The sequence below is a fragment of the Streptomyces sp. NBC_01190 genome, from assembly GCF_045039895.1.
In the GTDB taxonomy this organism is placed as follows: Bacteria; Actinomycetota; Actinomycetes; order Streptomycetales; family Streptomycetaceae; genus Actinacidiphila.
In genome coordinates this window covers 1,460,870-1,481,085 of the sequence record NZ_CP108580.1, presented here as the reverse complement: position 1 = coordinate 1,481,085, position 20,216 = coordinate 1,460,870, and the positions used below count along the sequence as shown (strand labels likewise).

Here is a 20,216-nt window from a genome sequence, read left to right as displayed (position 1 = left end):
CGGAGATCGTGGGTGCCCGGGTGATGCTGATGTCGGCCCTCCGGGATGAAGTGGTCAGGTCGGGACGTCGACGATCCGTCAGCCGGCGGGGGCGTTGCCCGTGGTGAGGTCGCGTAGGCCGCGGTCGAGAAAGTTGATCATCCAGGTGAAGCTGTCGTCGACAGATGCGTCGATCTGGAACCCGCCGGCCGCTTCCAGGGTCGAGAACCCGTGCAGGGCGCTGCGGAGCATCCGCAGAGCGTGAATCTCCTGGCTGGAGTCCAGGTTGTAGCCGCGCAGCATGGCCGCCCAGGAGGCGACTACCCGTTTGACGGCGGGGAGGATCGGGTCGTCGGGCCCGGTCGGGCGGGAAGCAGCGTCGCCGGCCGCGTACTGGCCGGGGTGTTCCCGCACGTAGGTCCGCATCGCCTGCGCGCCGGCGGCGAGGGCGTCGCTGCCGGCCCGGCCCTGGATGGCGTCGCGAATGACGTCAGCGAACTCGGCCATGGCCCGGACAGCGATGCGGTGGGCCAGATCGGCCTGGCTGCTGACGTGTTTGTAGAGTGCGGGGGTCTTGACTCCGAGGCGTTCGGCGAGCAGGCCCATGCTGAGGTTCTCGAAGCCGATCTCGTCGATCATGACGGCGGCGGCCTCCGTGACCGACAGCGGGGTGAGCCGGGCCCTAGGCATTCGCCATCGTCTTGTCCAGGAAAGGCCGGGCCAGCGCGAGGACCTGATCCGGTGTCTGGGCGTGCGGGTAGTGACCGGCACCTTCGATGACGGCGAGCTCACCGAGGCTGCTGGGCAGGTCGGCGATGATCTTCTCGCCCTCGGCGCGGGGGTTGGCCCAGTCGGGGTCGAGGCTGCCCTCGACAACCAGGACCGGGCAGCTGACATTGGCCAGCTGCGCGCCGGCGTCGGTCGGGCTGGTCTTGCACATGGCCTGCAGGACCTTCATCCGGCCGGGCTCCGTCAGCTTCGCCTCGATACGCATCAGTTCGGCGTCCCAGTCGGCGGGCTTGACCGGATATGCCGCGTCGAGGTATTTCTTCCAGCTCGCCAGACTTCCTAGGACCATGACCTGCGCCATCCGGCTGTAACCGGTCCGGAAGCGCTTCACCCGCATCAGCCCGCCAAGATCGAGGGATTGTACGCGGGTGAACGGCGCTAGCTCGATGACGCCGTTGATCAGGTCGGGCGCGGTGGCCGCCGCGACGGTCGCCGCGCCGCCGCTGATCGACTGGCCGATGATCACGGCGGGGCCGCCGAGGTGACGCACGACGGCGACGAGGTCGCCCGCGATGTCGGTGCGGCTGTAGCCGTTCCAGCCGAGGCTGGAGTCGCCGCAGCCGCGGATGTCGACGTTGGCGACCCGGTACCCGGCGGCGGCCAGGGCCGGAGCGAGGAAACGGTAGGAGTGTCGACTGTCGCCGATACCGTGCGCCAGGACGACGAGAGGACCCCGCCCGGACACCTCGTAGGCGAGGTTGTTGCCGGCGATGCTCAAGTACTCGGTCATGACGATCTCCACGGGACTAGTTAACGGCACTTCCTCGGTGTTAACTTCGTGTGTCAAGCGATCTTCCTCGACGGTTCGGCCCTTGGGGACCAACGGCAGTGAATCCGGCGCTACTGACCTTGCCACGGCCTCGGTTGGCGGAGGCGCGTCGTGTCCGGGCAGTCGGGCTGTCCGAGAACGGCGTCCACTACGTACTGAGAGACCAGGTGTGCCGGTGGACAGACGCCCTTGGACGGCGCATCACGAGGTAGCACGGGATATTGAGGGGACCAGGTCGGGCCGTTCGCCGGGGAAACGGCGGGCCTGCGGAGCGGGACGGCCCTGGCTTCCGGCAGAGCGCGCCGCATTATCAGATCGGCGGGGCGAAAGACCCGGTAATACCCGGAAAGAACCGGCGGCGCACGCTTTCTGAAACACTGTCTTCCCGGCACCGACGTCCGCTCTGAGCTGTGACGATTCCGCTCGGCGGGTGCGGCGCGGTGCGGTGCTGTGCGATGCGGGTGGGGAACGACGCCCGGACACCATGGATAAGGGGCACTACATGGCGGATCTCCGATCGGTGAGTTCGTTCGATATTTCTGCGAACACTCCCGATGATTTCGATACGCTCTACGAAGAATTGCGCGGTGTCCACGGGCTCAAGGTCGGGGTCGGTCCTGAACGCATGGAGCCCGGAGACCAGGGATCGGTGGTCGACCTGCTGACCGTGGCCTGTGTCTCCGGCGGAGCGGTCACCGTGTTCCTGGAGATCATCAGGGACCTCGTCGAGTCCAGGCGCCGCGGTTTCGCACTGACGATCCGCCACGGCGGTACAACACTGGAGATCACGGCCGACACCCTCGAAGAAGCCCTGCCGCTCCTGGAGGAGCTGCTCGGTGGATCGTGATCTGTCCGGGTCCCGTGCCGTGCTGATCGGGAACGCCGCGTACACGCATCCGGATGTCCTCAACTTGCCGGGGGCCACGGCCAGCCTGGCGGCGATGAGAGATCTCCTGACGGGCGATCTGTGCGGGTGGCCGTCCGACCGGGTGACCTGCCTGGCGGAAATCCGTTCCCCCTCCAAGCTGGCGCTGGAGGTGGTCTCCGCCGTCCGTGACGTCGAGGACGTCCTGCTGGTCTACTTCGTCGGACACGGCAAGGGCACGAGCGAGGGCCAACTCGCCCTGATGCTCGGCGACACCGACCCGACCCCCGAGGCGCTGCCGCACACCGCGATGCTCTACGAAAACCTGGCCGGCATCATGCGCGGCTGCCGCGCCGCCACGAAACTGGTCATCCTCGACTGCTGCCACGCCGGGCTCAGCGACCGCTCCACCTTCCACTTCCAGTCGCCGTCGCTCGCCGAGGCCTATCCCGTCGACGGGCTGTACGTCATCAGCGCCAGCGCGGCACGCAAGAAGGCCAAGTCTCCGCTGGACAAGTCGATGACCTATTTCACCGACGCGTTCGTGAAGGTGGTCACCGCCGGCATCCCGGGGTGCGGACTCACCCTCCCCCTGGACCAGATCTTCCTCCATCTGCGCGCCCTGCTGCTGCGCGGTAATCTCCCCGAGCCGGTCGACAGCGGTATCCGCGGAGCCCGCCGCTTCCCTTTCGCCTACAACGCCGCTCCGCCCTTCGCTCCGCCTCCCGCCCCGCGTGCCGCCGAGATCCCCGGCTCCCGCCGGGTGTGGAACCGTCGCACCGTCCTGTCGGCCATGACGACGACCGCCCTCTTCGGTTCCGGAGGGGCCTTCCTCAGCAGGGACCGCCCCTTCGCCCACCGGCCGACTGCTACCCACACCGGCCGGGCGGCCCCAGGTACGGACGGCGGCGGCGCCCGTCCGCCGGACACCTCCGTTCCGCGGACCGTTCGCGGCGCATCCCGCCTCGGAGGGCCGCTCACCGGCCACCAAGGCTATGTGGCGTGCGTCGCCTTCAGCCCGGACGGCCGCACGCTCGCCAGCGGAGGCAACGACGCCACCATCCGCCTGTGGGACACCACCGACCCTACGTTCGGAGTACCGGCCGCCGCGGTCCTGGCCCGCCACGAAGGCTACGTGGAATGCGTCGCGTTCAGCCCGGACGGCCGGACGCTCGCCAGCGGAAGCGATGACGGCACCATCCGGCTGTGGAACGCCGCCGATCCGAACAACGCCGCCCCCGTCGGCCGCCCCCTCCCCGCCAACCACGGCACCGTCTGGTCGGTCGCCTTCAGCCCCGACGGCCGGACGCTTGCCGCCGCGAGCGACGACGGCACCATCCGCCTGTGGAACACCGCCCACCCCGACGACGGAGTGCCGGCCACCGCGGTCTTGACCCTTTCCGGGGGCCCGGTGAACTCCGTCGCGTTCAGCCCCCGCGATCACACCCTCGCCAGCGGAAGCGACGACGGCACCATCCGCCTGTGGAACACCGCCGACCCCGCCCGCGGAGTGCCGACCACCGCGGTCTGCACCGGCCACACGAAGTACGTACCGGCGCTGGCGTTCAGCCCCGACGGCAGAGTCCTGGCCAGCGGAAGCGATGACGGCACCATCCGCCTGTGGAACACCGCCGATCCGAACACCGCCACCCCCGCCGGCCGTCCCCTCACCGGCCACCATGACACCGTGTGGTCGGTCGCCTTCAGTCCCGACGGCCAGACCCTCGCCAGCGGTGGGAACGACAAGCGGATCCTGCTGTGGAACACCGCCGATCCCGCCCGCACCCAGCCGATCGGCCACCCACTCACCGGCTACCACGACGACGTCTCATCCGTGGCCATCAGCCACGACGGCCGCACCCTGGCCGGCGCCTGCGGCGACGCCACCATCCAGCTCTGGCGTCTTGAGGTATGACGGGCGGCTCGCTCGGGCGTGAAGGTGAAGCCGTAGGAGCCGCCTCGGACCGTTGCTTCGCGCTCGGCTCTTACTGCCGTGGGTGCGGCTCTTGACCCTCACGTGACGTCAGGCCGCATAGTCGGTGCCGTGGAGGATCACTGGACCGTGGGACGTGTGGCCGAGCTGGCCGACGTGAGCGTCCGCACGCTGCATCACTATGACGAGATCGGACTCGTTCGGCCGTTGGCGCGTACCTCGGCCGGGTACCGGGCCTATACGGCGGGCGATGTGGAGCGGCTGCGGGAGGTACTGGCCTATCGGCGGTTGGGCTTCGGGCTGCGGGAGGTCGCGCAACTGGTCGGCGACCCGACCACCGACGCGGTCGCGCACCTGCGCCGGCTGCGCGGCCTGCTGGTGGAGCGGCGTGATCGCGCTGACGCCATGGCGGCGGCCATCGACAGGGAACTCGAGACACGGGCGAAGGGACTGAAGGTGACACCGGAGGAGCAACTGGAGATGCTCGGTGCACGGCTGTACGACGCGATCGGCGGCGCCTACACCGCCACCCGGCGTACCGAGCCGCGGATCGCCGCACAGATCTGGGCCGCGCTCGGGGACGCGCAGACGGTGCTGAACGTCGGGGCCGGCACCGGTTCCTACGAGCCCGCCGATCGCGACGTGACCGCGGTGGAGCCATCGGCGGTCATGCGGGCCCAGCGGCCGGCCGGCTCGGCGCCGTGCACAGCTGCCGCCGCGGAGAGCCTGCCGTTCGAGGACCACTCCTTCGACGTCGCGATGGCCGTCTCCACCGTTCACCACTGGGGGGATCCGATAGCGGGGCTGCGCGAGATGCGGCGCGTGGCCCGCCGCGTGGTGGTGCTCACGTTCGACACCGACGAGCCCGGCTGGCCGGACCGGTTCTGGCTCACCCGCGACTACCTGCCCGAGTTCGCCGCCGTCCTGACGGAATTTCCCTCGCTTGCCGGGATGGCTGACGCCATCGGCGCCCGCGCTGAGCCGGTGCCCATCCCGTGGGACTGCGCTGACGGTCTCTTCGAGGCGTACTGGCGACGACCGGGGGCGTATCTGGAGGATCACGTGCGCCGTGCGATGTCGGTGTGGACGAGGGTCGGGCCGCAGGCCGAGCAGCGGGCCGTACGAAGCCTCGGCGACGACCTCGACTCCGGCCGGTGGGCCGACCGCAACAGCGTCCTCGCCGACCTCGACGCGGCGGATCTCGGCCTCCGCCTGCTTGTCGCTTGAACCGTGTCGCAGGGGTGGATGCCGGATGGTTGGGCGGCCCTCCACCGGGCGCCGCGCCGCAAACGTTGGGCGCGGCGCCCGGCGGCGCGGTACGGGAGAGGTCAGTGCTGCAGGGTGAGGAGGCCCGGTCGCCAGGGCAGTTGGTCGTAGCTGCCGCTCGCGGAGGGGGACTTGCCCTGGTAGAGGAGCTGTAGGTTGCAGGGGTCGATGGTCATGGTCTGGTCGGGGTTGTTGCGGACCAGGTCGCCGTGGCTGATGTCGTTGGTCCAGGTGGCGCCGCTGTTGGCTTTGCCGGCGAAGGGGTTGCTCTCGCTGGCGGCCTGCGCGGTCCACGAACCGCTCAGGCTGGAGGCCGTGTACGAGCGGAAGTAGCGCCCGTTCGCACCGATCGACTCGACGATCATGAGGTACTGGTTCTGGTCCTGGACCTTGTAGACCTGTACCGCCTCGAACAGGTTGTTCTGCGAGTCGCTCATGACCGTGGTGTACGACGAGCCGAAGTTGCCAGGGAAATTCCCGATCGGCATGCTCGCGCGGTAGATCTTGCCGTTGTCACCGGCGAAGAACAGGTACATGTTCTGGCCGTCACCGATCAGGGTCTGGTCGATCGGACCCGTGCTGGAGCCGGAGATGCTACCGGTGAACAGCGCTTGCGGCGCGGACCAGCCGTTGGGGTTGGTGGGATCGCTCGACGTCCGGTAGATGAAGGGCCACGAACCCCACTGGTACGCCAGCACCCAGATGTTCTTGGGCGCGAAATAGAACAGCGTGGGCGCCACCGCGGCCTGGCTCATCCCCGTCTGGCCGGTCGACGCCATGTCCGACCAGTTCGTGAAGGGAGTGAACGCCATCGAGCCATAGGTCGACCCCGACACGTTCGACCCGTAGACCAGGTGCTTGCCGTTGTACACCACGTTGGTGAAGTCCTTCAGCGCGACCCACCCGTTCTTCGGCTGCGCCAGCACACCCGTCGACGTCCACCGGTATGTCGACGGAAGAGCACACCCTCCGCCCGTCGGCGGTGGCGTCGTCGGCGGCGTGGTGCTGGGCGGTGCGGTACTGCTTCCGCTGAAGGTCCACTTCTGGTTGCTGCCGCCCGTGCAGGAGTACATCTGGAGCTTGGTGCCGTTGGCGGTGCCCACGCCGGCGGCGTCCAGGCAGAGACCGGACTGGACGCCGACGATGCTGCCGTCCGTGTTGATCAGCCATTTCTGGTTGCTCTGGCCCGAGCAGCCATATGTCTGCACCTTCGCGGTGTTGCCGGTGCCCGCGGCATCCAGACACTTGCTGCCCAGGACCTTCAACTCGGAGGCAGAGGTGTACGTCCAACTCTGGTTGCCGGCGCCGGAGCAGTCCCACAGTTGCAGCTGGGTGCCGTCGGTGGTGCTGGAGTTGGGCACGTCCAGACAGCGTCCGGAACCGACACCCTTGATCTCACCGCTGCCGTCGGCCGCGAGGCGTGACCCCGAATCCGCCGCCGCCGCGTGGGGCACTGTCACCGCTACGCCGAACAGCGCCATCGCGACCGCTGCCATCGCGGTGGCAGCCGCCGCGGCTCTCCTGCGAACGCTGAGATTTTTCCCTGACCATGACATGTGGGGGTTCCTTTCGGACGGGGGACGGGGCACCGGGTTGCCGTGTAGCTGGTGGTGGCGGCGCTCGTGCCGGTGTTGAGCACGACGAGCGCGATGGTTCCGTTCGTGTTGTGGTACGCGCTGACCTCCAGGTTGCCGTTTCCGCTGGACGCGGCGATACGTGTGGCCTGGGGGCGGACGAAGCGGCTGAAGTTGGCGAGCGCGTAGAACCGCTTGGACGGGGTCAGCATGGAGCCGTTGAGCCCGATCAGTGAGCTGTCGTGGCTGGTGTTACTGATGCCCCACCAGTAGAGGAAGGCGTTGAGGTTGGCGCCGGTCATCGCGGTCTGTGCCGACGCGGCGCTCGCCGGCGACTGGCTCAACGCGATCAGTGAGCTGCCGCACACCAAGCCGGTAACGGCCAGGCTTGTCAGCCGTTTGGGGTGTGCTGATCGGGGCATGAAAATGTTCCTCATTCTGTCTCGGACCTTTCGGCCACAGACGAGGTGGACGTCCCTACCCGCGCTGCCGGGCGCCGCGCCACACGTTTGCGGCACGGCGCCCGGCGGGTGACATGTTCATCCGGCCCGCATGATGGCCGGAGGGGGTGTCCTAGCTGGTGGTGCAGGTGAAGGTGGGCCAGGTGGTGGAGCCGTTCTTCTGGATGGTGAGGCCCCAGTTGTTGCCGCTGCCGTTGGGTTTGGCGACGAGTTGTTGGGCGTTGGGGTAGGTGGCGCTGATGTTCCAGGTGGAGAGGACTTTCTCGGGGTAGGGAATGTTGGCGGTGACGGTCCAGTTGGTGGAGCCGGAGACCGTGACGTTGAGGTTGTAGCGGTCGCTCCACTGGGAGCCGGCGGTCACCGCCGCGGTGCAACTGCCACCCGTGCCGCCGGTGGTGCCGGAACTCGTACCGGATGACGTACCGGCGGAGGTACCCGAGGAGGTGCCCGACGACGTACCCGAGGACGTGCCGGCCGACGTACCGCCCGAGGTGCCGCCGCCGCTGCCGAGAGCGGCGAGCACGGCGTTGTAGGAGGCCTTCTTCTGGTAGTTGCCGTCGAGGAGCAGCGGGGTGTCGCCGCTGCGCCAGCTGTACTTGTCGGTGACGCCCCACACCGTGATGCCGGTGCAACGGCTCACCGCCAGGCAGCCCTTGACGATGGTGGTGTAGTTGTTGGCCTGCGCGGTACCGGAGCCCGCGACGTCGACCTCCGTCATCTGGACGTCGACGCCGAGATCGGCGAAGCGCTGGAGGTTGGCCTGGAAGTCACCGGGGACCGGGGACTGGGGGTTGAAGTGGCCCTGGAAGCCGACGCAGTCGATCGGGACGCCGCGGGCCTTGAAGTCCTTGACCATGTTGTAGACGGCGGTGCTTTTCGCGTTGACGCCGTCCGTGTTGTAGTCGTTGTAGCAGAGCTTGGCGTTCGGGTCGGCGGCCCGTGCGGTGCGGAAGGCCGTCTCGATGTAGCCGCTGCCCAGCTTGTCCTGGAAGGGTGAGCTGCGGCGGGCCCCGGAACCGCCGTCCTGGAACGCCTCGTTGACGACGTCCCACGCGTAGATCTCGCCCTTGTAGTGGGTCATCACCTGGGTGATGTGGTTGTTCATCGCTGACTGGAGCGCGCTGGCGCTGAGCCCCGACACCCAGCCGGGCAGCTGGGAGTACCAGACGAGCGTGTGCCCGCGGATCTTCATGTTCTGGGACTGGGCGTGGGCGACGATCTGGTCACCGGGGCCGAAGTTGAACGAGTTCTGGTTCGCCTCGATCGTGTCCCACTTCATCTCGTTCTCGGGCGTGACAGCGCCGAATTCGGCGTCCAGGGCGTTCGTGTAGGCCGTCTCCCCGAGGTGGCCCGCCGCGACCGCGGTACCGAAGTAGCGGCCCTGTGCCGCCGCCGCGTTGCCCAGGGTGCCGACCGCGTGGGCGCTGCCGGCCGTGGCCATCAGGCCGATGGCCGCCACCGCGCCCGCCGTGCCCGCGGCGATGGCGATCCGCAGGCCTGAGCGGCGGCGTCTGCTGGGCCCGGGGCGATTCCGGAGGGAGTAACTGATCATGTCCAACCTCTTCTTCCTCTTCTGCTGGCGGTCCGGGTCAGCGCGTTTGCCGCTGACCCGGACAGGTGGGGGGGCGTGCAGGTGTTGCTTGCCGGGCGGGCTGCCCTGAAGGGGGCTTCTTCTGGGTTCAGGGCGGCCCACGGGTGGGTCAGTTGGTGGAGCCGGAGACGGTGACGTTGAGGCTGTAGCGGTCGCTCCACCGGGAGCCGGCGGTCACCGCCGCGGCCGGCGGCGCCCGCCTGCGGGAGCAGGACATTGGTGATCAGGGCCGTGACGGCCACAAGGGCTGCCACTGCCCAGATCCGGGGCCGATATCGACGGAAGCGCATGGCTGAGCCTCCTGGAGGGTGCGGTCCGGCGAGTACCGGTTGGCGAGCGGGAGCCGCTCGTGTGCCGGAAGCGACTGGTGGGGGGAACCTGTGGGGTTCGGCCGGGCGGCGGGTGCACCGCCGGCGCGATGGGCGGGGCGCCGCGCGCCGGATACCGGGCCGGGAGGAGGTGGGAGCGCTCCCATCGTAGGTACGGGTCTCAGGGGTCGCAATATTCCGAACGTCGACACCTCAACTTGGCCGCTTCTGCATGCGAACCGTGGTGTGCGCGGCCGTACCAGGCGGGCACAGCGGAGGAAACCGGCCATGCTCGGTGCTCCTACCTGGTAGTTTGTCAGACGGTGGTTTTCAGCCATGTTTCGGAAAGAATTCCGAAACTCAGAGGTATCCGGACCGGACAAAAGTCCGATACATCCGGTTCCGGACGGACCGTCGCGCCGGTCGCGGTCTGCGTCAGACGTCGGCCTCGGCCCTGCGGTAGGGCGCCAGTTGGCCGCACATGCCCAGGACGTCCTGCGGTGGCGCCGGCAGTGATGCCACCGCGGCCTCCTGGAGATGGCGGACGTCACCCCGTCGCAGGGCGTCGATCTGCCGGCCGGTCCGTTCGGCGGCAGCCGCCGCGCGCAGGCGCCGTGTCCGCTCCCATTCGTCGAGCCGCGGGGCGACCAGGGCCGCGGCGGCGGCGTAGAAATCGTCGAGCGCCTCCCGGTTTCCCTCCTCGACCCGCGTGACGAGGTCGTGGAAGCCGCTGATCGCCAAGTCCCGTCTGGCGCGGGCCTGTAGCGTCCGGTCGGCCGGCGGCCCGTCACCCAGTGAGGCGGCGGCGCGATAGCTGTCGGGGTCGGCCAGCCGCGCCGGGGGGAAGGTCATGACGGCGTCGCCGGCTTCCGGCAGGCCGTCGTTCTGCATGACGACGAGGACGTCCAGACGGTCGAGGTTCACCGCTCGGTGGATCGTGCCCGGGGTGAACCAGACGGCGTCGCCCGCGGCGAGCGGAGTGCGGCGCAGCCCCTGTGCGGTCAGGGTGTGCAGCTCTCCGGTGCCCGCCAGGACGTAGTAGCACTCGGTGCAGGTGAGGTGCATGTGTGGTGTGCCGCCGTGCAGGGAGTCCTCGGCGGGCCATGGGTACACCCGCAGCCGGGACAGCCCGATTCCGCCTGGCAGCAGCGGTACTTCGGTCATGCGATCCCTTTCGTGGCGGGCGTCCGGGTCGGCGCCGAAGACGGTGACCGCGGTACTGGTGGGTGCCGCGGCGAGCGGTCCGGTGGTGCCCGTACCCGCCGGCTGGATGGATTGCGGTTGCTGGTGGGCGCGCTGCGGGGCGGCGGGGGAGGGCGGCACGGCGTGAGCCGTGCCGCGGGCGGCCGGGAGGGCGGCCGGACGGGAACTCCGCGGCTTCCCGGGAGATGGCGAGGCCGGAACGGGATTCCGAATGTTTCGCTGTCAGCTCGGGAAGATTAGGGCGGGGTTTCGCGCAGAGTCAAGACATCGGTCGGTTCTGATGCCGACATCAGTCGGAACCAGGAAAAGGCTTAGACCTGTTCCTTGGTACGGGAGTTACCGGAATTGCGCACAAGGTGTTGACGGGTGAGCGGCCCGGACGTAGCTTCCTGGCCATCAAAGTTTCCGATTAGCGACTGAAAGTTTCGTCGTGCCAAACCGCACACCGGATGAGCAGGAGGCATGTGTGCCCGGCAGAACCTTCCGCGTCGCCCTCGTCGGAGCAGGCAACATCGCCACGGTGCACGCCCAGAACCTCGCGGGTCTGGCTGATCGCGTGGAGTTGGTGGCGGCGGCCGACATCGACCAGGACCGCCTCGACACGTTCTGCGACCGCTGGAACGTGCCCGGACGCTTCCCCGACCTGGAAACGCTGCTGGCCGCCGCCCGTCCGGACCTGGTCCACCTCTGCACACCGCCCGGCCTGCACAAACAGCAGGCGCTGGTCTGTCTGGACGCGGGCGTCGACGTGCTGTGCGAGAAGCCGCCGACCCTCAGCCTCGCCGAACTCGACGAGATCGCACGGGCCCAGACGGCCCACGGAGCGTCGTTCGCCACGGTGTTCCAGCATCGCTTCGGGTCCGGCGCCGCGCGGCTTCGTGCCGTGCTGGCGTCCGGGGCGCTCGGCAGACCGCTCGTCGCCGTGTGCCACACCCTGTGGTACCGGCCGGACGACTACTTCGCCGTGCCCTGGCGAGGCAAGTGGGAGATCGAGGGCGGCGGACCCACGATGGGGCACGGCATCCACCAGTTCGACCTCCTCCTGTCCGTGCTCGGCGACTGGCAGGAGATCACCGCCGTCGCGGCGCGCCTGGCCAGGCCGACGGCCACCGAGGACCTGTCCTGCGCCCTGGCCACCTTCGCCGACGGCACCGTGGCCACCGTCGTCAACTCCCTGCTGTCGCCGAGGGAAACCAGCTATCTCCGCTTCGACTTCGAGCACGCCACCGTCGAGGTCGAGCACCTGTACGGATACGGCGACGACGACTGGCGGATCCACCCCGCACCCGGACACGAGGACGAGGTGGCCGCCGCCTGGCGCGCCGGGCCCAGCGGCCGACCGTCCGGCCACGCCGCGCAGTTCGCCGCGGTCCTCGACGCGCTGGAGGTCGGATCGCCGCCGCCGGTGACGCTGCCCCAGTCCCGCGGCACCCTCGAATTCGTCGCGGCCACCTACGCCTCCGCCTTCGAACGGCGCCCGGTCAGGCGCGGGGAGATCACCGCCGACAGCCCCTTCTACCGGCGCATGCAAGGCGGTGGTCCACCGTGGCCCGCCGCCCCGACCGCCGCCTTACCCCAGGAGACGACCCTGTGAATGCCCGACCGAGGCCGTACCCCGCCAGCACGGAGCCCGGACCTTCGGGGCTGGCGGTCGACCACGAACTCGACGCCTCGCTGCGGGTCACCTTCGAGGGGCGTCCGCTGACCCGCTACGTGTACCGGCCCTGGGACGCCCAACTGGAGTCCCCCCGCCCCTACTTCCACCCGCTGCGCACCCTCGGCGGCGACCTGGTCAGCATCTATCGCCCGCACGACCACATCTGGCACAAGGGAATCTCCCTGTCCCTGCCCAACGTCGAGACGGAGAACTTCTGGGGCGGTGCCACCTACCGGCGCGGCACCGGATACGGCCAGTACGACAACAACGGATCCATGGACCACGAGGAGTTCGAGGAACTGTCGGTCCACGACGGACGTCTGCTGGCCACCGAGCGGTTGCGCTGGCACACCGAGCACGGACAGCCCTGGTTCGCCGAACACCGCCGGTTCGCCGTCGAGGTCCTGCCGGACCAGGACGCCTGGGTGCTCGTCTTCGAAACCGCCGTCACCAACGTGCGCGGTACCCGTACGGTGATCGGCAGCCCGACCACCGAGGGCCGGGAGAACGCCGGATACGGCGGCTTGTTCTGGCGCGGACCGCGCTCCTTCACCGGCGGCACCGTCTACACCCCGGACCACGCCGGCGGCGACGAGCTGATGGGGGTGCGGGCACCGTGGATCGGCTTCACCGGCCGCCACGACGCCCACGGACGGTCCTCCACCCTCACCTTCGTGGACGGCCCCGGCAACGAACCCGGCGGCGAACACGTCACCTGGTTCGTCCGTTCCACCCCCTTCGCCTGTGTCTGCCCCGCACCTTTCTTCGACACGGAGGTGGCGGTCGAGGACGGCGAAACCCTCACCCGGCGCTACGCCGTGGTGATCGCCGACGGCGATCGCGGCCGGGACGGCACCGAGGAACTGGCCGAGGCCGGAAGGGCGTCGCTGGCGGCCGTCGGCACGACGACGCCTTCCGGCTGAAGGAGCGTGCATCGTGCCTATCCGTCACTCGACGAGCGCGCGCAGCGTCAACAGCTCCCCCGGTCAGGGCGGTTCAGGCGGCCCGGACGGCGCAGACCGTCCAGGCGTTGCCGACGGCGGACACGACACGACACACGCGGAACCGCCGCTCCGGCGCCGGATGAGCCTGCGGCAGCGGGTCCGACGGGACCGGGTGCTCCTGCTCGCGACCCTGCCCGGCATCATCCTGCTACTGGTCTTCCAGTACCTGCCCCTGCTCGGCAACGTCATCGCCTTCAAGGACTACCAGCCGTATCTGGGCATCAACGGCAGCGCCTGGACGGGTCTGCGCAACTTCGGGGTGGTCTTCAACGGTGATCCGGCCTTCGTCAACGCCCTGGAGAACACGGTCGAGATCACCCTGCTCCAGGTGTTCGTGGCCTTCCCGGTCCCCATCGCGCTCGCGCTGACGCTGGACAGCCTGGTCTCGGAGCGGGTCAAGCGCACCGTACAGAGCGTTCTCTATCTGCCGCATTTCCTGTCCTGGGTGATCGTCGTCGCGATCTTCCAGCAGATGCTCGGTGACGCGGGACTGCTCAACACCTTCCTGCGCGAACACGATCTCGCCACCGTCCATGTGGTCGGGAACGCCGCCGTCTTCAAGGAGATGATCACCGCCCAGGCGCTGTGGAAGGACGCCGGCTGGTCCATGATCCTCTTCATCGCCGCCCTGTCGCGCATCGACCCGGGCCTGTACGAGGCGGCGGCGGTCGACGGCGCGAGCCCCTGGCGGCGGTTGTGGCACGTCTCGCTGCCGGGACTGCGCGGCATCATCGTCCTGCTGCTGATCCTGCGGCTCGGTGAGTCCCTGACGGTCGGCTTCGAGCAGATCGTGCTCCAGCAGGGTGGTGTCGGCATCGGGGCCAGCGAGGTGCTGGACACCTATGTCTTCAACAACGGCATCCAGCAGGGCGACTGGGGCGCCGCCGCGGCCGTGGGACTCGTCAAGGGAGTCGTCGGTCTGCTGCTGGTGCTGGGCGCCAACAAGGTCGCCCACCGAGTCGGCGAACAGGGGATCTACCAGCGATGACCGGCAACACACTCGGCCCGGCGCACTTCGGCCGGCCGACCCGGCTCGGCAGGGCCGTCAAGGCCGTGATCCTCACCGTGTGCTGCGCCGCGGTGCTGATCCCCTTCGTCGGCATCTTCTCCACCAGCCTCGCCGACCGCGCGGAGATCACCAGCAGCGGCGGGTTCGTGCTGCTGCCGCACGGCGTGCACTTCGCGGCCTACCAGGCCGTTCTGTCCGGGGGTGTGGTCACGCGGGCCCTGGTGATCAGCCTGTTGGTCACCGCCACGGGCACCGCGCTGTCCCTCGTGTCGACCACGCTGCTGGCGTACGGGCTGAGCCGCACCGACTCCGTGGCCCACCGTCCGCTGCTCATGACCGTGCTCTTCGCACTCCTGTTCGCGCCGGGCATCATCCCGAGCTATCTGGTGGTCAAGCAGTTCGGACTGCTGGACAGCTACTGGTCACTCATCCTGCCCGCCATGGTCAACGCCTTCAACGTGGTGATCGTGCGTGCCTTCTTCATGGAACTGCCCCGCGAACTCCTCGACAGCGCCCGCATCGACGGCGCGGGCGACTGGACCGTCCTGTGGCGCGTCGTCCTGCCGCTCAGCCGCGCGGTGCTCGCGGTGGTCGGCCTCTTCTACGCCGTCGGCTACTGGAACTCGTTCTTCAGCGCGCTGCTGTACCTCAACGACACCTCCAAGTGGCCGCTGCAACTCGTCCTGCGCACCTACGTCGTCAACAACACCTCACTGGGCGTGGACCAGGTGGGGGCCGGCGGCTCGTCGCTCCCGCCGCAGACAGCGATCCAGATGGCGATCCTGGTGATCTCGATCGTGCCCGTCCTGATCGTCTACCCCTTCGTCCAGCGCCACTTCAGCAAGGGCGTCCTCACCGGCGCCGTCAAGGGCTGACCGTACGACCGCGTCGGCGACCCCGTCCGCGGTCCCGACCGCGAGCTCCGCGGGCCGCCCGTCCGCCCCGTCCACCCGATCGCCAGGGAGATCCCATGACCGGCACCGCACCCATGAACAGAAGATCGTTTCTGCACAGCGCCGCCTTCGCCGCGGTGGGCGCCACCACCGGCGGCGCCGTGCTGAGCGCGTGCAGCACGTCGAGCGCGGGACCGGCGGACACCGCGGCCAACAACAGTGCCGTCAAACTGCCCGACTACATGCCCTACGCCGCCGTGCGTCCCGACTATCCGGGCAACTCCCAGGGCCTGCTCAACGGATTCTCCGGCTACCCCGCGCACCCGGTCAGAACCATCAGCGCGCCGCCCGCGCACGGCGGCACCATCTCGGCCTTCGTCGAGACCGGGTCACCCATCCCGCCGGGCCTGGGCAGCAACCCCTACTGGCAGGAGCTGAACAAGAGGGTCGGGGCGAAGCTGGACCTCACCATCGTCCCCGCCGCCGACCTGACCACCAAGTTCGCCACCCTGACCGCCGGCGGCGACCTGCCGGACTTCATGGTGCCCCCGCTGCCGCCGCTGGCCGGCGTGCGCGGCCTGCCGCAATTCCTCGCCGCCAAGTGCCAGGACCTCACCGAGTTCCTCTCCGGTGACGCCGTCAAGGAATACCCCTACCTGGCCAACATCACCAGCGACGCCTGGCGTTCGTGCGTGTTCAACGGCGGCATCTACGGCCTGCCCGTCTCCCGCGGCGTGGCCGGCAGCCTGATGTTCTACCGGGCGGACCTCTTCGACACGTTCGGGGTGGACCCCGACCCGGGCAGCTTCGCCGAGTTCTTCCAGTCGTGCAAGGACGTCACCGACGCCAAGAAGAGCCGGTGGGCGCTCGTCACCGCGGGCTCCGCCGTCGCCTTCGTCGCCCAGATGCTCGGCGTGCCCAACGGCTGGAGCGAGAAGGACGGCAAACTCACCAGCTACTACGAGGACGAGAGGTACAAGCAGACGCTCTCCCAGGTCCGTACGATGGTCCGGGCGGGAGTGATCCATCCCGACAGCTTCGACCCGGCGGCTCCGTGGAAGCAGTGGTTCAACGCCGGCAGCGGCCTGATGGGCGAGGACCGTTACACCGCGTGGCCCCAGTACTACGCGGACAACGTGGCCGGCCCCTCGTTCAGGGTCGCCGGCATGAGGCCGCCGAAGTTCGACGGCGGCGGGTTCGCCGGAACCTGGCAGTCACCCCCGGTCAACAACTTCACGCCGCTCAAGAAGGCGCCCGCGTCCCGGATCAGGGAACTGCTGTCCGTGGCGAACTGGCTCGCCGCGCCGTTCGGGACCGAGGAGTACCTCTTCCGTAAATTCGGCCTTCCCGGCACCGACTACTCCCTGCGGAACAACAGCCCCGCCCCCACCCAGGCCGGCCTCGCCCAGACCGTCCTCGGCATCCGCTACATCACCGACGCACCCGACACCATCTTCGTGCCCGGAAATCCCGAGGCGACCAAGGCATGCTACGAATACCAGCGGGCGATCATTCCGACGTCCGTAAAAGACCCCACCGTCTCGCTCTTCTCCGAGGCGTACTCCCGGACCGGCGGGGTGCTCGCCCAGCACCTGTCGGATGCCGCGAACGACATCCTCACCGGCCGGAAATCGATTTCCTCGTGGGACTCGGCGGTCGCTGAGTGGCGCTCGTCGGGGGGCGACAAGATGCGTGCCGAATTCGAGAAGCAGTTGGGGTGACCGTGGCGCGCGGTCGGCAGTCGGTGCCGGGGCCTGGTGCGGCGGGTCGTCGCATGTGGCGCCGGGGTGGCTGCCGTTGCCGTGTGGTCGGGCGGTAGCATGGGGGGTGTGACCATCCCGCAATCGCCCAGGCGGCAATCTACGAGCGAACGGGGCAGGATGGCAGCGGCCGGTACCGCGACGCTCGCGGAAATCGCCAGGCAGGCCGGGGTATCCGCGCCTACGGTTTCTAAAGTGCTCAATGGGCGTGCCCATGTCGCGCCGGCGACGAGGAATAAGGTGGAGGAGCTGCTCCGGCACTATGGTTACCGCCGTAAGCGTGGTGTCGCGCGGCCCCGTCCTTCCGGTTTGCTGGAACTGGTCTTTCATGAATTGATCAGCCTCTGGGCGACGGAGATTATCCGAGGTGCGGAAAACGTGGCGCGTCAGGAGGGTCTCACCCTGGTCCTGTCGGAGTCGGCGGGCCGGGAGGAGATGGGTCTGTCCTGGGTGGACGGGGTGCTCACCCGGGATCCGGCCGGTGTCATCCTCATCATGTCGAATCTGACCGCCGATCAGAGTTCCCTCCTGGTCAGCCGGGACGTCCCGTTCGTGGTGATGGATCCGGCCGGTTCCCCGGCCGATGACGTTCCCTCGATCGGCACCACGAACTGGCAGGGCGGGTATACCGCCACCCGGCACTTGCTGGACCTCGGCCACCGCCGTATCGGTGTCATCGGCGGCCCGGTGGGGGTTTTGTGCAGCCGCGCGCGGATCGACGGCTACCGGGCCGCGCTGGAGACGGCGGGTGTGACGCCCGACAGCCAGTTGATCCGGCACGGCACCTTTCAGCACGACGCGGGCTACCGGATCGGCAGGAGACTGCTGACCATGGCCGACCGCCCGACCGCCCTGTTCACCGGGAACGACATCCAGGCCATGGGGGTCTACCAGGCCGCGCGGGAGCTGCGGCTGCGGATCCCCGAGGACATCAGTGTCATCGGCTTCGACGACCTGCCCATCTCCGCGTGGATGGGCCCGCCGCTCAGCACGGTGCGGCAGCCGCTGGTCGACATGGCGGAGGCCGCGGTCCGGCTCGTCCTGGAACTGGGACGCGGCGGCCAGCCGGGCATGCGCCGACTGGAACTCGCAACGAGCCTGGTCGTCCGCGACAGCACAGCCCCGCCATCCGCATAGCGCACCCGCCAGCAGGCCGGGCAATCCCGGCGGCCCATCGGACCACCGCCGCACGGCCTCGAAGCCGAGCAGGCCCCGAGGCCCGCTGCGGCATCGCGGCCATCCCTGCCGGGCCGGCTCGGCGGCGGGGTCGAACGGGCTGCGCTGCGAGACGGTCACGCGGGATGAGCCTCCATCGCCACCAGCGTCCACCGGAGCTAGGACAACGCCGATCGGTAGTCTGTGGCGCCGGGGGTGGACCGCAGCCCCCGGCGCCGTCGTGTTGGAGGACCCGTGCCGCGTACCGAATGGACCGAACTGCCCAGCAGTGTCCGTACCGCTGTCACGGCACGGATCGGGCCGGTGACCGCCGCCACCCCGGTGGCCGATGGGCTGACCTGCGCAATCGCCGCTGTCCTGACGGCCGAGGACGGCCGGGTGTTCGTCAAAGGTGTGCCCGTATCGGACACGCAGGGGGTCGCGGCGCAGGACTGGGAGGGCGCCGTCAACGCGCGGGTCGCCGGGATCGCCCCGCTGTTGCTGGCCCGCATCACCGTGGACGGCTGGGACTTGTTGGTGTTCGAACACATCGAGGGGCGGCACGCGGATCTGTCGCCCGGGTCGCCGGATGTGGCGCTGGTCGCAGACGCGCTGCACGCCACGCAGGAGCTCACCGCGGATGGTCTCGCGCCACGGCTCGCGGACCGGTTCGCCGGGCACCTGGACGACGCGCAGACGCTCCTGCTCGCCGGGGACGCCCTCCTCCACACCGACACCAACCCTCACAACCTGCTGATCACACCGGGCCGCGCGCACCTGGTGGACTGGGCGATGGTGGCCGCCGGCCCGGCCTGGGTGGACGTGGCCTATGTGACGGTGCGGCTGATGGAGGCCGGCTGGCCCGGGGCCGAGGCGCTCGGGTGGGCGGGGCGGTTCCCGTCGTGGCGGGATGCCGATCCGGTGGCGGTGGCCGCGTTCGTGGACGGCACGTGCCGTATGGGGGAGGCGACGGTCGGAGCTGCCGGGGCCGGCCCGTCCAACTCGCGGTTCCGGCAGCTACTGGCAAACGCGCCGGTCGCCTGACCGGCTCACGCCTCCGCCCCGCTGCCGTGTGATCTGGCAGCGGGGCGGGGTGGTTGCGCCGATCGAGACCGGTTAGGACACGCCCTCACAGGGATTGCCCTGGGCTGCGCCGCCGTTGGCGATGCCCTGGGCGCAGACGGTTCCGGCCGGGGACGTGAAGCTCGTCGAGTAGTAGTTGCCCTTGCTGCCTATCCACGTCTGCGTGGCGCTGTTCCGGGAGCCACTGGGCCAGGTGACGTGGAAGTATCCGGTGAACGTGGTGTTGCGGGCCCACGCCTGCACGAGGATCGTGCCACCGGCGTTGCCGGAGACGTAGATGCAGACGTTGTTGTTGCAGCCGGTCGCGGACATGGGGTGCACTGTGCTGGCCTGAGCGGTCCCGCCAGTGGCAAGCGCCAGGGTCGCGGCGGCTGCCACGGCGGTTGCGGCTGCGGCGGTACGTAAGGGCTTAATACGCATTCGGTTTCCCTCCCTCGGGCCGGCGGGTGCCGGTGGTACGACGGTAGGAGGGGGCTGGGGCGCGCGGCGGCGGGTGTGCACGGCGCCGCGGAGGCTGCAACAAACCGGGGTGGGCACGGCGGGGTGTGGTACGGCAACCGTCCCGGTGCCGGCCCGGACGCCGCGCGTCCACGCCGACCGCATCGAGCACCCGGTCCACGCCGATGCCTCCGGTCAGATCCCGGATCGGATCGCCTCTACCGGGTCCTCGGAGTAGAAGTCGACGGTTTCCGAGCGTTGTTGCCGAGCCGGCTCCAGCCGGTCGGCCACGCCGTCGACCAGCAGGATCGCCTGCCCGTCGGCCACGCTGTCGGGCAGCCGGACCGGGCCGACATGGGCGTACGGCGCTCGCGCGTACTCGGCTTGCAGGCCGTCATCGGGACGGATGTCCCCCATCGCGTGCCAGGGGGAGTCACCGTACGCACTGCTCCGGTCATACCGCAGAGTTACCGGGCGGC

The 20,216-nt window shown here is 69.3% G+C and carries 18 protein-coding genes; 10 read left to right on the top strand and 8 right to left on the bottom strand.

Features of this window, described 5'->3' with window-relative positions; genetic code table 11:
- Positions 1-78: 78 nt before the first annotated feature.
- Complete coding sequence (locus OG519_RS06255) at positions 79-669, bottom strand: TetR/AcrR family transcriptional regulator (protein ID WP_405579713.1); 591 nt, start codon at positions 667-669, stop codon at positions 79-81.
- Positions 662-1,498 carry an alpha/beta fold hydrolase gene (locus OG519_RS06250; protein WP_405592504.1) on the bottom strand — a complete coding sequence of 279 codons (837 nt, stop codon included), beginning with the start codon at positions 1,496-1,498 and terminating at the stop codon, positions 662-664. The genes OG519_RS06255 and OG519_RS06250 overlap by 8 nt, the downstream gene beginning before the upstream one ends.
- Positions 1,499-2,039: 541 nt before the next feature.
- Between OG519_RS06250 and OG519_RS06245 the strand changes: the two genes are divergently transcribed.
- The 3 genes from OG519_RS06245 to OG519_RS06235 all read left to right on the top strand — a co-directional run bounded on the left by OG519_RS06245 (position 2,040) and on the right by OG519_RS06235 (position 5,562).
- Positions 2,040-2,384, top strand: coding sequence for a hypothetical protein (locus OG519_RS06245; RefSeq protein WP_405579711.1), 345 nt, complete (start codon positions 2,040-2,042; stop codon positions 2,382-2,384).
- Positions 2,374-4,317 carry a caspase family protein gene (locus OG519_RS06240; RefSeq protein WP_405579708.1) on the top strand — a complete coding sequence of 648 codons (1,944 nt, stop codon included), beginning with the start codon at positions 2,374-2,376 and terminating at the stop codon, positions 4,315-4,317. Before OG519_RS06245 ends, OG519_RS06240 begins: the two co-directional genes overlap by 11 nt.
- Before the next feature lie 147 nt (positions 4,318-4,464).
- The gene (locus OG519_RS06235; protein WP_405579706.1) at positions 4,465-5,562 is read left to right on the top strand and encodes a MerR family DNA-binding transcriptional regulator; all 1,098 of its coding nucleotides are present in this window, start codon (positions 4,465-4,467) and stop codon (positions 5,560-5,562) included.
- A gap of 101 nt (positions 5,563-5,663) precedes the next feature.
- On the opposite strand, the gene OG519_RS06230 is transcribed toward OG519_RS06235, so the two are convergent.
- The 4 genes from OG519_RS06230 to OG519_RS06215 all read right to left on the bottom strand — a co-directional run bounded on the left by OG519_RS06230 (position 5,664) and on the right by OG519_RS06215 (position 10,699).
- The gene (locus OG519_RS06230; RefSeq protein WP_405579705.1) at positions 5,664-7,157 is read right to left on the bottom strand and encodes a non-reducing end alpha-L-arabinofuranosidase family hydrolase; all 1,494 of its coding nucleotides are present in this window, start codon (positions 7,155-7,157) and stop codon (positions 5,664-5,666) included.
- Positions 7,064-7,597 (bottom strand): glycoside hydrolase family 30 beta sandwich domain-containing protein, encoded by a 534-nt coding sequence (locus tag OG519_RS06225; protein WP_405579702.1) that lies wholly within the window; start codon positions 7,595-7,597, stop codon positions 7,064-7,066. Before OG519_RS06225 ends, OG519_RS06230 begins: the two co-directional genes overlap by 94 nt.
- A 151-nt stretch (positions 7,598-7,748) precedes the next feature.
- Complete coding sequence (locus tag OG519_RS06220) at positions 7,749-9,188, bottom strand: endo-1,4-beta-xylanase (protein ID WP_405579700.1); 1,440 nt, start codon at positions 9,186-9,188, stop codon at positions 7,749-7,751.
- 782 nt (positions 9,189-9,970) lie between these two features.
- On the bottom strand, positions 9,971-10,699 hold the full coding sequence (locus tag OG519_RS06215) for a cupin domain-containing protein (protein WP_405592502.1): 729 nt from the start codon (positions 10,697-10,699) through the stop codon (positions 9,971-9,973).
- Between the two features lie 505 nt (positions 10,700-11,204).
- On the opposite strand from OG519_RS06215, the gene OG519_RS06210 reads away from it, so the two are divergent.
- The 7 genes from OG519_RS06210 to OG519_RS06180 all read left to right on the top strand — a co-directional run bounded on the left by OG519_RS06210 (position 11,205) and on the right by OG519_RS06180 (position 19,260).
- Positions 11,205-12,332, top strand: coding sequence for a Gfo/Idh/MocA family protein (locus tag OG519_RS06210; protein ID WP_405579697.1), 1,128 nt, complete (start codon positions 11,205-11,207; stop codon positions 12,330-12,332).
- Positions 12,329-13,318: a PmoA family protein gene (locus tag OG519_RS06205; protein ID WP_405579694.1), complete on the top strand. Its 990-nt coding sequence runs from the start codon at positions 12,329-12,331 to the stop codon at positions 13,316-13,318. The genes OG519_RS06210 and OG519_RS06205 overlap by 4 nt, the downstream gene beginning before the upstream one ends.
- 160 nt (positions 13,319-13,478) lie before the next feature.
- Positions 13,479-14,387 (top strand): ABC transporter permease, encoded by a 909-nt coding sequence (locus OG519_RS06200; protein WP_405592500.1) that lies wholly within the window; start codon positions 13,479-13,481, stop codon positions 14,385-14,387.
- Positions 14,384-15,283 (top strand): carbohydrate ABC transporter permease, encoded by a 900-nt coding sequence (locus OG519_RS06195; RefSeq protein ID WP_405579691.1) that lies wholly within the window; start codon positions 14,384-14,386, stop codon positions 15,281-15,283. Before OG519_RS06200 ends, OG519_RS06195 begins: the two co-directional genes overlap by 4 nt.
- Before the next feature lie 95 nt (positions 15,284-15,378).
- Positions 15,379-17,022 (top strand): ABC transporter substrate-binding protein, encoded by a 1,644-nt coding sequence (locus OG519_RS06190; RefSeq protein ID WP_405579689.1) that lies wholly within the window; start codon positions 15,379-15,381, stop codon positions 17,020-17,022.
- A 159-nt stretch (positions 17,023-17,181) separates the two neighbouring features.
- Positions 17,182-18,198 carry a LacI family DNA-binding transcriptional regulator gene (locus OG519_RS06185; RefSeq protein WP_405592498.1) on the top strand — a complete coding sequence of 339 codons (1,017 nt, stop codon included), beginning with the start codon at positions 17,182-17,184 and terminating at the stop codon, positions 18,196-18,198.
- 273 nt (positions 18,199-18,471) lie between these two features.
- Positions 18,472-19,260: a phosphotransferase gene (locus tag OG519_RS06180; RefSeq protein WP_405579686.1), complete on the top strand. Its 789-nt coding sequence runs from the start codon at positions 18,472-18,474 to the stop codon at positions 19,258-19,260.
- Positions 19,261-19,332: 72 nt separating this feature from the next.
- On the opposite strand, the gene OG519_RS06175 is transcribed toward OG519_RS06180, so the two are convergent.
- Positions 19,333-19,611, bottom strand: a complete 279-nt coding sequence (locus OG519_RS06175) for a hypothetical protein (RefSeq protein ID WP_405579684.1) — start codon at positions 19,609-19,611, stop codon at positions 19,333-19,335.
- Between the two features lie 321 nt (positions 19,612-19,932).
- Positions 19,933-20,154, bottom strand: a complete 222-nt coding sequence (locus OG519_RS06170; protein ID WP_405579681.1) for a hypothetical protein — start codon at positions 20,152-20,154, stop codon at positions 19,933-19,935.
- Between the last annotated feature and the right edge of the window lie 62 nt (positions 20,155-20,216).